A 13,865-nucleotide genomic window follows, 5' to 3' on the forward strand; every position below is an offset into this window, starting at 1 on the left:
CCGTCGGAACCGTCCGCGCAGCCTAGCGTCCCGGCGGGGCACGGGGAACTGCGCCACCGGCCGGTGCGGTTGTGGCGGAGCGCCTACCATGCCCGACCATGAACGACGACGTGCGCAACATCGTCCTGGGCCTGGTGGCGACCGGCATATCCGCCGCCCTGGGCTGGCTCGCCCGCACGGGTCTGTGGCGGCGCAGACTCCGGCGCAAGCAGGCGTTCTTCGGGCTGCCGGACAACTCGGAGTCGCTGCTCGTGGTCAACCGGGACGCGGGCGGGCCGGAGCTGACGGTGACCCGGACCGACGTGTTCGCCCTGCTGGAGCTGGCCGCCCTGATAAAGGACTGCCATGCGCATGCCCGGGTGGTCGCACACGACGCCGCCCAGCAGGGATTCGGCGACCGCACCGAGTTCTGCCTTGGTGGTCCCTCGTCCAATCACCGTATGGCCGCCCACCTCTCGTCCCTGCTCCCGGGCGTGCGGGTGAACGTCGACGCCGAACCGGGCGAGGAGCGCGGCGCGTTCCGCATCGGCGGCGAGCAGTACCGCATGGAACGGGGCGTCGCCGAGTATGTACTGCTCGCCAGGCTGACCACCGAGGGGCAGGGAGGCTCGCGGCCGGTCTTCCTCTTCTGCGGCCAGCGGGCCATCACCAACCAGGCCGCCACCCGCTACCTCGCCCGCAACCACGAACGGCTGCACCGGAAATACGGCACCGGCTCCTTCGTCCTCCTGCTGAAGGTGCTCAACTCCCACGCGTACGGCCCCGACGTGGTCGAACTGGTCGCCGATGTGACCCGGGCGGCGCGCACCCCGCTGCCGGAGCGGGCCCCAGCCGCGGCGGAATGAACCGTTCAACAATCTTTACCCGTACGTAACTTACTGACGGGTTACTTACGGTAAGCGATCGAGGTTACCGTCGGGTCACTTTGCACTGATCAAGGGATCAGCCGATCACGAGTGAAGGAGTGACCCATGGGACGAGGTCGCACCGCGCTGCGTACCACCGCCGGAGCCGTCTCCACCGCGCTGCTGGCCGGAGCCCTCGTCGGCCTGGCCCCGGCGGCCCAGGCCGTCGGCTCCGTCCGCTTCGTCGACATCACCGGCGACGGCGGCACGGTCCTGAAGGCGAACGTCGTCACCCCGGCAGGCGCCGACGGCAGCCACGACTACCCGCTCATCGTGCTGCCCACGAGCTGGAGCCTGCCGCAGGTGGAGTACCTGGCGCAGGCTCAGAAGCTCGCCGACTCCGGCTATGTGGTCCTCACCTACAACGTGCGCGGCTTCTGGCAGTCCGGCGGCGACATAGAAGTGGCCGGTCCGCCGGACGTGGCGGACGCGTCCAGGGTCATCGACTGGGCCCTGGCGCACACCCCGGCCGACCCGCGGCACATCGGCATGGCGGGGGTGTCGTACGGCGCCGGGATCAGCCTGCTGGCCGCCGCGCACGACAAGCGCATCAAGGCCGTGGCCGCGCTCAGCGGCTGGGCGGACCTGGTCGACTCGATCTACTCGGGCCGGACCCAGCACGTCGAGGCGCTGCACGTGCTGGACGGCCTGGCCACGCTCACCGGCCGGGAGAGCCCGGAGGTGCGCGAGATCTTCGACAACCTGTACTCCTCGAACCTCGCCGAGGAGCAGAAGATGACCGACTGGGGCAGACAGCGTTCCGCGCTGACCTATGTCGACCAACTCAACCGCAACGGCGCCGCGGTCATGCTCGCCAACGCCTGGGGCGACACCATCTTCCCGGCCAACCAGTACGCCGGCTTCTACCAGAAGCTGACCGGGCCCAAGCGGCTCGAACTGCGCCCCGGCGACCATGCGACGGCCGAGCTGACCGGGCTGTTCGGACTGCCCAACGACGTGTGGACGGACACCGAGCGCTGGTTCGACCACTACCTCAAGGGCGCCGACAACGGCGTCGACCACGAGCAGCCGGTCCAGCTGAAGTCCCGTAGCGCGGGGGGATACGAGGGCTACCCGGACTGGAAGTCGGTCGGCGCGACCCGCCGCAAGCTCGCGCTGGCGGGCACCACCACGATCCACGCGAACGTCGACTCGGGCGCGGACGGCGGAATCGTCTTCCTCTCCAGCATCCTGGACCAGATCGCGCAGCTGCCGCCCATGGCCTCGATCCCGCTGCTGCCGCGCCGCTGGGCGGCCGTCTGGCAGTCCGAGCGGTACGGCACCGCCCAACAGGTGCGCGGCACCGCCACCCTGCACACCACGCTCACCCCGACCGCGGAGAGCGGCACCCTCGTCGCCTATCTGTACGACGTCGGCCCGCTCGGCTTCGGCAAGCTGGTCACGCACGCGCCGTACACCTGGCACGAGCGGACGCCCGGCACACCGTTCGACGTCGACCTGGACCTGTTCTCCACGGCCTACGACGTCCCCGCCGGACACCGCCTCGCGCTGGTGGTCGACACCGTCGACCCGTTGTACATCGAGCACAACCCGTCCGGCGCGCAGCTGACCTTCTCCTCGCCCTCGGACGACCCGTCGTACGTGTCCGTCCCCGTGCGCGAGCAGTGATCTCCGGCTGCCGCCGGACGAGCCTCGCCCGTGTGAACTGCCACCCCACCTAGGGCTTCGGGGCCATGGGGGGCTCCCCACCCGGCAGCAGCGCCCCGGGACCGGCCGCGGCGAGAGCCACGGCCTGGGTCCTGGGGCTGCGCTGCTCACGGCGGGACACCCGGCCGGCGAACCACGAGAGCAGCATGCACATCCCGATGGAGATCGGCGAGATCACCATCACCACAGGGATGAACGGCAAATCGTAGTCGAGGTTGGCCGCGATGCGTTTCCCGGCGTGGAGGAACTCCTCGCAGGAGACGAGAAACCCGGGCGAGGTGCGGGCTGATGACGGCGGGCAATATGGCGACGCCAGCACCCCCCGGCGAGGCGGGAGGAGTTCAGCTCTCGGCGATCTCCGCGTAGCGCTGGGACAGCTCCGGGACACCGCTCGCCGCCCACTCCTGGCCGGCGGTCACGACCTCCACCTCGCGGCCGGAGGCGAGCCGTACGACGGGCTCGCCGTGGGGGCGGATCACCCAGGCGGCGCCGGGCACGGTGCGCACCACGACCGTGCCGAGGTAGAGCCCGGCGTCATGGCCCAGCCCGGGGAGGGTCTCGGCGTCGTCGCGCCAGCGCGGGACCAGCTGGTCCAGCGCCTCCAGGGAGGCCGGGGTGTCGTCCAGGCGGACGCCGGCCCGGGCCGCCTGCGAGCGCAGCAGCTCGCACTCCGACAGCAGCGCGGCGACGGCCTCGGGGTCCGCCGGAGGTGCCGCGTCACCGTGCTTCTTGTGCCGGGGGCCCAGGAACGGAAGGTTCATGGGTTCCAGCGTGGCATCAGACGTCCAGGTCGACCACCACCGGCGCGTGGTCGGAGGCGCCCTTGCCCTTGCGCTCCTCGCGGTCGACATAGGCGTCCTCGACGGCCTTGGCGAAGGGCTCGTTGCCGTACACCAGGTCGATACGCATGCCGCGGTTCTTGGGGAAGCAGAGCTGGCGGTAGTCCCAGTACGTGAACGGCTGGTCGTACTTCAGCGGGCGGGGCACGATGTCGTTCAGCCCGGTCTCGCGCAGGGCGGCGAGGGCGGCGCGCTCGGCCGGGGTGACATGGGTGGCGCCCTCGAAGGCCGCCCGGTCGAAGACGTCGTCGTCCGTCGGCGCCACGTTGTAGTCGCCGAGGACGGCGAACGGGCGGCTGCCCTGCGCGTCGCCGTACACGGCCGCCTTCAGGGCCTCGAACCACTGGAGCTTGTAGGCGTAGTGCGGGTGGTCGACCTCGCGGCCGTTGGGCACGTACACCGACCAGACGCGGACCGGGCCGCAGGTCGCCGAGATGGCGCGCGGCTCGGTCACCCCGTCGTACCCCGGGTCGCCGGGCAGGCCCTTGACCACGTCGGCGAGGCCCACCCGGGAGAGCACCGCCACGCCGTTCCACCGGCCGGTGGCGTGCACCGCGGCCTCGTAGCCCAGCGCGCGCAGCTCGTCGAACGGGAACTGCTCCTCGGCGAGCTTGGCCTCCTGGAGGCAGAGCACGTCGGTGCCGCTGCTCTCCAGCCAGGCGAGCAGCCGCGGGAGGCGGGCGGTGATCGAGTTCACGTTCCAGGTGGCGATGCGCATGTCCACCAACCTACCCGGAGGGTCCGACAACGCGGCCCTCACACCTCCGCGGAGGCTCCCGGGGTGAGCCGCTGGTGGTCCGCGCCGCCCAGCGCGCCGATCTGGCGGTCGTAGATCGGGCGGGCGAGGTCGGTGAGCAGGGCGTCGTGGATGTCGTAGGCGCGCTGCGGCTTCACCTCCCGGACGTAGTCGATGACCTCGGAGATCTTGTTCCAGGGCGCCATCACGGGGAGCATCAGCGTCTCCACCGGGTGGTCGGGGACGGTGAGGGCGTCGCCGGGGTGGAAGACGCGGCCGCCGTCGATCAGATAGCCGACGTTGGTGATGCGCGGGATGTCCGGGTGGATCACCGCGTGCAGTTCGCCGTGCGCCTGCACCTCGAAGCCGGCGGCGGTGAAGGTGTCGCCGTGGCCGACGGTGTGCACCCGGCCCGGGAAGGCCGCGGAGATCTGCTCGGCGACCGACTTCAGCGTCCAGATTTCCGCCTCGGGGCTCGCCTCCAGGGCGGCCCGCAGCCGGCCCTCGTCGAAGTGGTCCTGGTGCTCGTGCGTGACCAGGATCGCGTCCGCGCCGAGCGCGGCGTCCTCCTCGCTGAACATCCCGGGGTCGATGACGAGGGTCCGCCCGTCCTTCTCCAGGCGGACGCAGGCGTGCGACTTCTTCGTGAGCTTCATGACGTCCATCCTGCCGTGCGAGCGCCCCTGTGGGGGTCTCCCAGGGTGGTGCTCGCACTGCCAGGACGACGATCACTCCGCCGGGGTGGTCTCCTCCCGCACCACCTGCTGGGCCACCGTGAAGGCGCGGTTCGCCGCCGGCAGGCCGCAGTACACGGCCGCCTGGAGCAGCACCTCCCGGATCTCGTCCGGCGTGAGGCCGTTGCGCAGCGCCGCCCGGGTGTGGTCCGCCAGCTCCTCCAGATGGCCGCCGGCGACCAGCGCGGTCAGGGCGACGCAGCTGCGGGTACGGCGGTCCAGCCCCGGCCGGTCCCAGATCTCGCCCCAGGCGTAGCGGGTGACGAACTCCTGGAAGTCCCCGGAGAACTCGTCGGCCTGCTCCAGCGCCCGGTCCACGTGCGCGTCGCCGAGCACCTCCCGGCGCAGCTTCAGCCCGGTCTCGTACCGGTCCGGCCGCTCGGCGCCCTGGGCGGGTACGGCGGCCGGGGCGATCTCGGCGACCGGCGCGGCCGGCTGCGGCACGGCCGGGGCCGGGACGACGGCCACCGCGGGCAGGGCGGTCTGGCCGGTCTCGTACGGCTGCTGCCAGGCGGTGGAGAAGTGGTGCACCAGCAGATCGGTGACGGCGGCCGGCTGCTCCACCGGCACCAGGTGGGAGGCGCCGGGGACGACCGCGAGCCGGGCGTCGGGGATCCCGGCGACCAGGGTGCGGGCCTCGGCCGGGCCGGTGATCCGGTCCTCGGAGCCGACCAGCACCAGCGTCGGCACACCGACCCGGCCCAGTTCGGGCCGTACGTCGAAGGAGGCCAGGGCCTCGCAGGCGGCGATGTAGCAGCCGGGGTCGGTGGTGCGGACCATCTGCACGGCCCAGTCGGTGATCGCGGGCTGGGCGGCGGCGAACCCGCCGGTGAACCAGCGCTCGGGTGCCGTGCGCGCGATCGGGTCGAGCCCGTTGGTACGGACGACCACCCCGCGCTGCCGGAACTCGTCGGCGGTGCCGAACCGGGGCGAGGCCGCCACCAGCGCGAGGGAGGCGAGCCGCTCGGGGTGGCGCAGCGCCAGCTCGATCCCCACGGCGCCGCCCAGCGCACAGCCGGCGTACCCGAAGCGCTGCACGCCGAGCGCGTCCAGCGTGGCCAGCAGCCGCGCGGTCAGCTCGCCGACCGAACCGGCGGGGTGGGCGGGGGCGCCGCCGTGCCCGGGCAGGTCGAAGCGGAAGATCCGCCACTGTTTGACCAGTTCCGGCACCTGGCGGTCCCACATGTGCCATGTGGTACCCAGTGAGGGACCCAAGATCAGGACCGGAGCGTCTTCTGGCCCGTCAAAGCGGTATTGCAAGGTGTTCGGGGGTGTCTCACTCACGCCCCAGACCCTCTCACGTCTCACGGACGCCCCTATAACGCGGGGGCGCGGGAAACCGGTCTGACCAGGTTAAAGACCTCGCGGGCGGCATACCGCTTGAGGCATCGGATGATCTCGCGTCGGGTCTTGCCCTCCTGGGTGCGGCGTTCGTAGTACGCCTGGGTGCGCGGGTCGTGGCGCAGGCGGGTGAACACGATGCGGTGCAGGGCCGCGTTCGCCTGCCGGTCGCCGCCGTGGTTGAGGCGGCGCGTGCGCCGCCGGCCGGAGGAGTACTCGATAGGGCTGACTCCGCAAAGGGCAGCAAAGGACGCCTCGGTGTTCAGCCGCTCGGGGTTGTCTCCCATAGTGATCAGGAGAGTGACGGCGCTGTCCGGGCCGATGCCCACCGGTACGAGCAGCTGGGGGGCGTGGCGCTCGACGAGCCGGGTCAGGCGCTGGTTCAGCTCATCGATCTGCCCTGTGAGCTGCTCAACGCGCTCGGCGAGCATGCGCAACGTCAGGTGGGTGGCCTGGGTCACCGCGTCCTCGTCTCCCCCACCGCCGGGTAGGCCGAGGCGTGCGCAGGTGCGGAACAGCTCGCGGTTGCCCAGGCTGGACAGCCGTTCCCGCAGGGCGGGATCGGCGATTACCAGGACGGCTTTGAGCTGGTTGATCGCCTGGGTACGGGCCTTGACCGCGGAGTCCTTGGCGAGCTTGAACAACCGGGCACTGTGCACCGGACCGTCGCCGGACTTGGCCCGGGCCCGGGCGCGGCCACTGAGCACGGCCCGCGCGGCGGCCTGCGCGTCGAGCGGGTCCGACTTCCCCAGTAGCCGGCGGGCTGAGCGGTCGGGGCGGTTCACTTCGTATACCTCGACCTGCTGCGCCAGCAGGTAGCGGGACAGGCCCGCGCCGAAGGTGCCGGTGCCCTCCACACCGGCCCGGCGCACCGTCCCCCGCTTGCGGGCCCACACGAGCAGCTGCCGATAGCCGGCCGCCGTCGCGGGAAAGGACTCCGTTCCCAGGATCTTCCCGAGCGGGGAGATCACGGCGGCAACATGCACCTCGCCGTGCGTGTCCACGCCCAGGACGACCTCGCGCCGAACGGGCGGATCCGTGCTCGAGGAGGTGCTGCGCTGTCTGGTCGTCATGATGGTTGGCCTCCCGCGTGGTGACGTGCTGGGTGGATGGCACCGGCCTGCTCGGGCGGTCTGGACCGTGATGGCGCCTGAACGCGGCAAGGCCCCTATTGGGACACGCCCTGTGGCTCGGTGGCAGGCAGCATCCCGCAACGGCAGCCGACAGGTCCGTGACTGGACACTTCGGTCATAGATCTCACGAGTCAGACCCCCGCCCGGGACGGCACTGCGCAACCGTCCCATCGATGCCGGTACAGCGGCGTGACTCGATCACTGCCGGATGACTTCGGCCGAACGGATGCTCAACCTGACTGAGCGGGCTGACAAAGCGTTGACTCTCGTCCACTCCTGACCGGTATTGGCAGGGAGACGTCACGCAAGGAGGTGGTGCTCACCGGCTGCGGCAGCTGCGGCTCCACCGGCGCCCAGCGCAACCTGCTCGGCTTCAAGGACGGCATCGCCAACCCCGACGTCGCCTCGTTCCGAGAAAGCAACCGTCCCATATGGGGAGGGGGCGGCGCCGACGAGCCCGCCTGGGACAGGGGCGGCAGCTACCAGGTCATACGGATCATCCGCGTGCTCGTCGAGTTCTTGGACCTGTCTACCTCACCGAGCAGGAGAAGATGTTCGGCCGCCGCGAGGACACCGGCGCCCCGCTCGACAGCGTCAAGGAGACCGATGTCCCCAACTACGCCAAGGATTCGCACGGCAACCCGATCTCCCTCGACGCCCATATCCGCCTCGCCAACCCACGCACCGCCGCCACGGACGACTCCCGTATCCTGCGCCGCGGCTACAACTACGACCGCGGAATCGACGATGTCGGCAACCTCGGCATGGGCCTGGTCTTCTGCTGCGCCGGGCGGGAAGTGTGACGGCCGCCGCCCGGCGCCCCGATCACCTCACCCACTCGCACTCACGGTCATCTGGGCGCAGATCGTTTCGTGTCAGGGTCGGCTTCCCGAGTGGCGGCCCATGCGGAGAGCAGGCGCAGTCCTTCTTCGGAGGGTGAGCCGGGTTCGGCGGTGTAGATGGTGAGGGTGAGGCCGGGTTCGGCGGCCATCTCCAGGCCCTCGTAGGCGAGGGTGAGGTCGCCGACGGCGTGGTGGTGGAAGCGTTTGGTGCCGGTGCCGTGGTGGCGGACGTTGTGGGCGCCCCAGCGGGTGCGGAAGTCGTCGCTGCGGGTGGACAGCTCGCCGACGAGATCGTGGAGGTCCTTGTCGTGGGGGTTGCGGCCGGCTTCGGTGCGCAGGATGGCGACGGAGATGTCGGCGGCCTGGTCCCAGTCCGGGTAGAAGCGGCGCGAGGCGGGGTCGAGGAACTGGAACCGGGCCAGGTTCGCCTGGTTGCCGGCCGTGGCGTAGACGTCGGCGTAGAAGGCGCGGGCGAGCTGGTTGGTGGCGAGCAGGTCCATGCGGCCGTTGCGGACGAACGCGGGCCCCGCGGTGACGGCGTCCAGCACCCATTGCAGGCTGCGGTGCGACGTCCAGGCCCGGGTGGTGCGGCGGCGTGGCCGGGTGAGGGCGTCGGAGCCGTCGGCGGCCTGGGCGAGATTGAGCAGGTGGGCGCGTTCGGCGTCGTCGAGCTGGAGGGCGCGGGCGACGGCTTCGAGTACAGCGGGGGAGACGCCGGCGAGGTTGCCGCGCTCGAGCTTGGCGTAGTACTCCACGCTCACATCGGCCAGGGCGGCGACCTCGCTGCGGCGCAGTCCGGGAACCCGGCGGCGGATGCCGGATGGCAGGCCCGCCCGCTCGGGAGTGATCTTCGCGCGCCGCGAGGTGAGGAACTCGCGGACCTCCTCACGGTTGTCCATGCCTTCGACGGTACGTCCCGCCCGCCGCCGTAGGGGTGCACTGCCAGTGCGCCCCTTGAGGGTGCCTCGCTCCGCGGCCCGGGAGCGGGTTACCTGGATGGCGTGGTGCTTCCGCCCGCTCCGTCCCGGCGGGACGAGGCGGGGAAAGCGCACCCGGTCCTGCACTCTGCGGCGGCCCCGGACATCCGGCGGCCGCACGCCATGGCACGCAAAGGAATCCCTCTCATGCGCGGCGCAGTGATCCACGCCCCCGGCGACGTCCGTTTCGAGACCCTGGACGACCCGAAGATCCTCCACCCGACCGACGCGATCATCCGTACGGCCGTGACCTGCGTATGCGGCTCCGACCTGTGGCCCTACCGCGGCGCGGAGCCGATCGGCGACCCGCATCCCATGGGACACGAGTACGTCGGCTTCGTCGAGGAGATCGGGTCCGAGGTCACCGCCGTCAAGCCGGGCCAGTTCGTCGTCGGCTCCTTCGCCACCTCGGACAACAGCTGCGCGAACTGCCGGAACGGCTTCCCGTCCAACTGCCTGCACCGCGAGTTCATGTCCACCTGCCAGGCCGACTACGTGCGCATCCCCAACGCCCAGGGCACCCTGGTCGCCACTGACGAGATCCCTGACGAGCGGTTCTGGCCGGGTCTACTGGCCGTCTCCGACGTGATGGGCACCGGCTGGTGGGCCGCAGACGCCGCCGAGGTCGAGCCCGGCTCCACCGCCGTGGTCGTCGGCGACGGCGCGGTCGGGCTGTGCGCGGTGATCGCCGCCAAGGAGATGGGTGCCGAGCGCATCATCGTCATGAGCCGGCACGAGACGCGACAGAAGCTCGCCGAGGAGTTCGGCGCCACCGACATCGTCACCGAGCGCGGCGACGAGGGCGTGGCCCGGATCAAGGACATGACCGGTGGAATCGGCGCCGATGCGGTGCTGGAGTGTGTCGGCACCGCCCAGGCCATGCGGCAGGCCCTGCACTCGGCACGCCCCGGCGGCAACGTCGGCTTCGTCGGCGTCCCCCACGAGGTCGCCATCGACGGCCAGGAGCTGTTCTTCTCCCACGTCGGCCTGCGCGGTGGCCCCGCTCCGGTGCGCCGCTACCTGCCCGACCTGATCGACCGCATCCTGACCGGAGCGATCGACCCGGGCAAGGTCTTCGACCTCACCCTGCCTCTGGACCAGGTCGCCGAGGGCTACCGGGCCATGGACGAGCGCCGCGCCATCAAGGCACTCCTCAAGCCCTGACCCACCCACTCCGTCCTCCCGAACAGGAAGCAAGGAGCAAGCAACCGTGCAGATCACCCGCAGCTCGATCGACACCGTCAAGGGCCCCGCCGACTGGTTCACCGGCGACGTCTACATCGACCCCGTCGCCGCCGCACCCGAGCCCTCACGGGTCAGCGCCGCCCTGGTGCACTTCATGCCCGGCGCCCGCACCCACTGGCACCGCCACCCGCTCGGCCAGACTGTCTTCGTCACCGAGGGCATCGGCCTGTGCCAGCGCCGCGGCGGACCCATCGAGGTCATCCGGCCCGGCGACCGCGTCCTGTTCGAGGCCGACGAAGAGCACTGGCACGGCGCCGCGCCGAACCGGCTGATGGTCCACCTGGCCATCAACGAGAGCGACGCCGACCACGACGTCGTGCACTGGCTCACCCCCGTCACCGACGAGGAGTACGCCGCCGCACCGGCCACCAGCTGAACCTCGTACCGGGCCGTCGCATCCGACCGGCGCTCGCCTTCGGCACTGCCGCGCTCAGGATGCTGCGGCTGCCCACTCGCCCCAGCGGAGTTGGGAGGAACAGGCCCGTGCTTCGCGCCCTCCTCGCACTGTCCTGCTCGCCATCCTGGTCTGGCCCATGACGGCGTGCGACGATCCCCCGCCGCCTGCTGCGCCGTCCTCGCACCCGTCGACTTCCACGCGAGGCACATCGTCCGCACCGTCCGACAGGATCAACGCCATGCGCATTCGCCTGACGATCGACGGCCACAAGGCCGACGGCACCTTGAACGACAGCCCCGCCGGCCGCGACCTGGCCGGCCTGCTCCCGCTCACCCTCGCGCTGGAGGACTTCCACGGCACGGAGCGGATCGGCTACCCGCCACGCAAGCTCACCACCGACGGCGCCCCCCAGCCGTCCGCGGCGAAGGCCCGCGATCTGGCCTACTACGCGCCGTGGGGCAACCTGGCCGTCTTCTACCAGGACGGCCCGGCCCCCTCGGCCGACCTGCTGATCCTCGGCCACCTCGACGCCCCCGTCGAGCAGCTGGCAAGAGCCGAGCGGATCACCGTCGAGCCCGCCAGCTGAAGACCCTTTCCACCTGGCCATCCCTTGCACGACCACGGAAGTCGTCATGCCCCACACCGCTGCTCCTGCGCCGGGCAAGCCAGCCTCCCGGGGAGCCCTGCCGCTCCGGACCTGGCCGCCTCCGGCACCGGTTCACTGGGCGGGCACCGCGATCGGCGGCCGGCGCCCCATGACCGCGACGATCCCTGATCCTTCTGATGGCCCTGACCGGGTTCACGGTCAACCCGGTCGTCACCGCCCTCGCGGTCCGCTTCGCCGGGGACGCGCCCACCCTGACCTCGACGCCGACCACGTCCGCCTACAACGCCGGCTCAGCCCCGGCAGGCCAGGCCCTCGCCCCTCCCTCGGCGTGACCGGCCCCGCACTGGTCGGGGCGCCCTTAACGGGCCATACCTCGCTACCGCTGATCGCGCCGGTCACCGACGCGAAGCCCGGAGCGAACCGGATCGTCGCACGAGCACCCCCGACACTCGGCCCCCCGCACCACGGCAGGCCGCCGAAAGGACATCGACGCGATCCTGAATCCGCCCGGCCCAACACTCGCTTCGTCCAGCAGGAGGAACCCCGTGAACCCCACCTACGACTTCACCGGCCAAGTCGCCTTCATCACCGGCGCCAGCTCCGGCATGGGCCTGGTCACCGCCCGCGCCTTCGCCGCCTCCGGCGCCGCCGTCGCCCTCGCCGACATCGACGAGACGGCCGTGAACGCGGCGGCGAAGGACCTCACCGACGCGGGCCACCAGGCCCTCGCCCTGGTCTGCGACGTCAGCGACGAGGACCAGGTCGCCGCTGCCGTCGACCGCACCGTGGCCACCTTCGGCCGCCTCGACATGGCCTACAACAACGCCGGCATCCAGATCCCGCCCACCGACGCCGCCGACGAGTCCCTCGAGCAGTTCGAGAAGGTCCACGCCATCAACCTGCGCGGCGTCTGGGCGTCCATGAAGCACGAACTGCGCCACATGCGCGCGCAGGGCGGCGGCGCCATCGTCAACTGCTCCTCCCTCGGCGGCCTGGTCGGCATCCCCGGCCGCGCCTCCTACCACTCCACCAAGCACGGCGTGATCGGCCTGACCACAAGCGCCGCCCTCGAATACGCGCCCCGCGGCATCCGTATCAACGCCATCTGCCCCGGCACCATCGACACCCCCATGGTCAGCGACATGATCGCCAGGGGAGAACTCGACCGCGCCCAGGCCGAAGCCAACCAACCGATCAACCGGCTCGGCACCGCCGACGAGATGGCCCAGGCCGTCCTGTGGCTGTGCAGCCCCGGCGCGAGCTTCGTCGTCGGCGTCGCGCTCCCCGTCGACGGCGGCTACACCGCCCGCTGACAGCCCATGGACCCACCGTGAGCAGCGGCCGCCATCAGCGGCGCCGGAACCCGGCCGCTTTTCCTTCAACTCCCGCAAGGACAGCCTGCGGGGGTTCGCCTTTCACCTGGCATGACCTGCGCGACCAGCCGGGTGATGCCCTGCCAGAACACGCGTCAAGCGAACGTCATGACCTCCAGCCCATCCCCCTCCTCGGGTGGAACAGACCACCATGCCCGGCCAGCGCATGCGGTCGTAAAACTGCCGCTGCACATGGCCTGATCCGGGATGACCCGTACGACCTGAGCAACCTCGCCGGCGCGTGGACCTGTACCGCACCGCCCTGCACAGTGCCTGCACGACGACCGCGCCACCTCAACCGGAACCACTCCCCCAGGTGTGGCCCGTGCTGCGCGAACTCGTCGGTCGCACCATCCGCACCGTGCGGGAAGACGCCTTCGCAGGCGGCTCCTGGCGGATGTGACTGCCCCTTGGCTCGCCATATCGCCTGGTCCACACCGGCGAGTACGCAGTGAGGAAGCACCACCTCGTGAGCCGTCCCCGCCAGCACGTCGAGGAGGGCGGACTCGTTCGCCTGGTTCGCCCAGCACGGGAACGCCTGCGACCCGGGCAATGCCGCCCTGGCCGGCTTTCCCCCTCGCGGTCCCGCGTGCCTGGCGTTCGACGTGGCGCCGCGGGTCAGTCGGGCAGGGGCTCGGCGTAGTGGCGGCAGCCGTGGCGCTTGAGGTATGTCGTACAGGCGGTGTTCCAGCGCCTCAGGGCTGCTGTGCTCAGCGTCGGGGCGGATGGCTCCCGGGATGATCAACTGGGTGGTGTGAATGTTCTCCGAGGCGAGGGCGTCGTGCAGCATGCGGGCGTAGGCGCTCTCGGCGGCGAAGGCGATCGAGGTGCCGGCGCGGTCCGGGTGGGGGCGTGCGGCGCTGCCGCCGTTGAACAGAAGGGTGCCGCCGCCGAGTCGCGCATGCCGAGCAGGACGGTATGCACGCGGGGACGGGGCCCTTGACGGAGAAGCGAGGGGCGCGTCGAGGGGGGGGGGGGGGGGGCGCCGCCGCGCGGTCGATGTAGATGGGGGGCGGGTCCGCGCGGCGACGCAGGGGTGTTTTGTCGCCCCCGGGCGCGGGGGCCCGC

The 13,865-nt window shown here is 71.3% G+C and carries 14 protein-coding genes and 3 pseudogenes; 9 read left to right on the forward strand and 8 right to left on the reverse strand.

The window, feature by feature from the left end; genetic code table 11:
* Positions 1 to 98: 98 nt before the first annotated feature.
* Positions 99 to 845 carry a hypothetical protein gene (locus ACFVIU_RS15695; RefSeq protein WP_385842995.1) on the forward strand — a complete coding sequence of 249 codons (747 nt, stop codon included), beginning with the start codon at positions 99 to 101 and terminating at the stop codon, positions 843 to 845.
* A 126-nt stretch (positions 846 to 971) separates the two neighbouring features.
* Positions 972 to 2,534: an alpha/beta fold hydrolase gene (locus tag ACFVIU_RS15700; protein ID WP_385842996.1), complete on the forward strand. Its 1,563-nt coding sequence runs from the start codon at positions 972 to 974 to the stop codon at positions 2,532 to 2,534.
* Between the two features lie 49 nt (positions 2,535 to 2,583).
* Here the strand turns inward: ACFVIU_RS15700 and ACFVIU_RS15705 are convergent.
* From ACFVIU_RS15705 to ACFVIU_RS15730, 6 genes and pseudogenes are all read right to left on the reverse strand, one after another.
* A pseudogene (locus ACFVIU_RS15705) lies at positions 2,584 to 2,853 on the reverse strand (amino acid ABC transporter permease); the annotation flags it as partial.
* A gap of 61 nt (positions 2,854 to 2,914) precedes the next feature.
* Entirely contained in the window at positions 2,915 to 3,334 is a 420-nt protein-coding gene (locus ACFVIU_RS15710) for a DUF6278 family protein (RefSeq protein WP_385842997.1), read from the reverse strand.
* A gap of 16 nt (positions 3,335 to 3,350) precedes the next feature.
* Complete coding sequence (locus tag ACFVIU_RS15715; protein ID WP_385842998.1) at positions 3,351 to 4,130, reverse strand: exodeoxyribonuclease III; 780 nt, start codon at positions 4,128 to 4,130, stop codon at positions 3,351 to 3,353.
* Positions 4,131 to 4,168: 38 nt separating this feature from the next.
* Positions 4,169 to 4,804: an MBL fold metallo-hydrolase gene (locus ACFVIU_RS15720; RefSeq protein ID WP_385843000.1), complete on the reverse strand. Its 636-nt coding sequence runs from the start codon at positions 4,802 to 4,804 to the stop codon at positions 4,169 to 4,171.
* Positions 4,805 to 4,876: 72 nt separating this feature from the next.
* Entirely contained in the window at positions 4,877 to 6,166 is a 1,290-nt protein-coding gene (gene pcaC / locus ACFVIU_RS15725; protein ID WP_385843001.1) for a 4-carboxymuconolactone decarboxylase, read from the reverse strand.
* Between the two features lie 32 nt (positions 6,167 to 6,198).
* Positions 6,199 to 7,296, reverse strand: a complete 1,098-nt coding sequence (locus ACFVIU_RS15730; protein ID WP_256215701.1) for an IS110 family transposase — start codon at positions 7,294 to 7,296, stop codon at positions 6,199 to 6,201.
* A 405-nt stretch (positions 7,297 to 7,701) separates the two neighbouring features.
* Here ACFVIU_RS15730 and ACFVIU_RS15735 point away from each other — a divergent pair.
* Positions 7,702 to 8,156: pseudogene (locus tag ACFVIU_RS15735) on the forward strand (Dyp-type peroxidase); the annotation flags it as partial.
* Positions 8,157 to 8,206: 50 nt separating this feature from the next.
* On the opposite strand, the gene ACFVIU_RS15740 reads toward ACFVIU_RS15735, so the two are convergent.
* The gene (locus ACFVIU_RS15740; protein WP_093498187.1) at positions 8,207 to 9,097 is read right to left on the reverse strand and encodes a helix-turn-helix transcriptional regulator; all 891 of its coding nucleotides are present in this window, start codon (positions 9,095 to 9,097) and stop codon (positions 8,207 to 8,209) included.
* 225 nt (positions 9,098 to 9,322) lie between these two features.
* Here ACFVIU_RS15740 and ACFVIU_RS15745 point away from each other — a divergent pair, with 225 nt between their 5' ends.
* The 6 genes from ACFVIU_RS15745 to ACFVIU_RS15770 all read left to right on the forward strand — a co-directional run bounded on the left by ACFVIU_RS15745 (position 9,323) and on the right by ACFVIU_RS15770 (position 13,200).
* Positions 9,323 to 10,339: a zinc-dependent alcohol dehydrogenase family protein gene (locus ACFVIU_RS15745; RefSeq protein WP_385843003.1), complete on the forward strand. Its 1,017-nt coding sequence runs from the start codon at positions 9,323 to 9,325 to the stop codon at positions 10,337 to 10,339.
* Positions 10,340 to 10,385: 46 nt separating this feature from the next.
* Entirely contained in the window at positions 10,386 to 10,796 is a 411-nt protein-coding gene (locus ACFVIU_RS15750; RefSeq protein WP_093498189.1) for a cupin domain-containing protein, read from the forward strand.
* Positions 10,797 to 11,055: 259 nt separating this feature from the next.
* The gene (locus ACFVIU_RS15755) at positions 11,056 to 11,403 is read left to right on the forward strand and encodes a cyclophilin-like fold protein (RefSeq protein WP_058079689.1); all 348 of its coding nucleotides are present in this window, start codon (positions 11,056 to 11,058) and stop codon (positions 11,401 to 11,403) included.
* A 197-nt stretch (positions 11,404 to 11,600) separates the two neighbouring features.
* Positions 11,601 to 11,756 carry a hypothetical protein gene (locus tag ACFVIU_RS15760; RefSeq protein ID WP_256215702.1) on the forward strand — a complete coding sequence of 52 codons (156 nt, stop codon included), beginning with the start codon at positions 11,601 to 11,603 and terminating at the stop codon, positions 11,754 to 11,756.
* A gap of 213 nt (positions 11,757 to 11,969) precedes the next feature.
* Positions 11,970 to 12,737: a glucose 1-dehydrogenase gene (locus tag ACFVIU_RS15765; RefSeq protein ID WP_385843004.1), complete on the forward strand. Its 768-nt coding sequence runs from the start codon at positions 11,970 to 11,972 to the stop codon at positions 12,735 to 12,737.
* Between the two features lie 301 nt (positions 12,738 to 13,038).
* Positions 13,039 to 13,200, forward strand: coding sequence for a hypothetical protein (locus ACFVIU_RS15770; protein WP_385843006.1), 162 nt, complete (start codon positions 13,039 to 13,041; stop codon positions 13,198 to 13,200).
* Positions 13,201 to 13,415: 215 nt separating this feature from the next.
* Here the strand turns inward: ACFVIU_RS15770 and ACFVIU_RS15775 are convergent.
* Positions 13,416 to 13,865: pseudogene (locus tag ACFVIU_RS15775) on the reverse strand (hypothetical protein); the annotation flags it as partial.

Source organism: Streptomyces sp. NPDC127190 (assembly GCF_042672505.1).
Lineage (GTDB): Bacteria > Actinomycetota > Actinomycetes > Streptomycetales > Streptomycetaceae > Streptomyces.

What these genes read in the sequence shown, in the direction of transcription:
- ACFVIU_RS15695 (WP_385842995.1), top strand. Translation starts at nt 99, where the DNA reads ATGAACGACGACGTGCGCAACATCGTCCTGGGCCTGGTGGCGACCGGC.
- ACFVIU_RS15700 (WP_385842996.1), top strand. Translation starts at nt 972, where the DNA reads ATGGGACGAGGTCGCACCGCGCTGCGTACCACCGCCGGAGCCGTCTCC.
- ACFVIU_RS15710 (WP_385842997.1), bottom strand. Translation starts at nt 3,334, where the DNA reads ATGAACCTTCCGTTCCTGGGCCCCCGGCACAAGAAGCACGGTGACGCG.
- ACFVIU_RS15715 (WP_385842998.1), bottom strand. Translation starts at nt 4,130, where the DNA reads ATGCGCATCGCCACCTGGAACGTGAACTCGATCACCGCCCGCCTCCCG.
- ACFVIU_RS15720 (WP_385843000.1), bottom strand. Translation starts at nt 4,804, where the DNA reads ATGAAGCTCACGAAGAAGTCGCACGCCTGCGTCCGCCTGGAGAAGGAC.
- ACFVIU_RS15730 (WP_256215701.1), bottom strand. Translation starts at nt 7,296, where the DNA reads ATGACGACCAGACAGCGCAGCACCTCCTCGAGCACGGATCCGCCCGTT.
- ACFVIU_RS15740 (WP_093498187.1), bottom strand. Translation starts at nt 9,097, where the DNA reads ATGGACAACCGTGAGGAGGTCCGCGAGTTCCTCACCTCGCGGCGCGCG.
- ACFVIU_RS15745 (WP_385843003.1), top strand. Translation starts at nt 9,323, where the DNA reads ATGCGCGGCGCAGTGATCCACGCCCCCGGCGACGTCCGTTTCGAGACC.
- ACFVIU_RS15755 (WP_058079689.1), top strand. Translation starts at nt 11,056, where the DNA reads ATGCGCATTCGCCTGACGATCGACGGCCACAAGGCCGACGGCACCTTG.
- ACFVIU_RS15760 (WP_256215702.1), top strand. Translation starts at nt 11,601, where the DNA reads ATGGCCCTGACCGGGTTCACGGTCAACCCGGTCGTCACCGCCCTCGCG.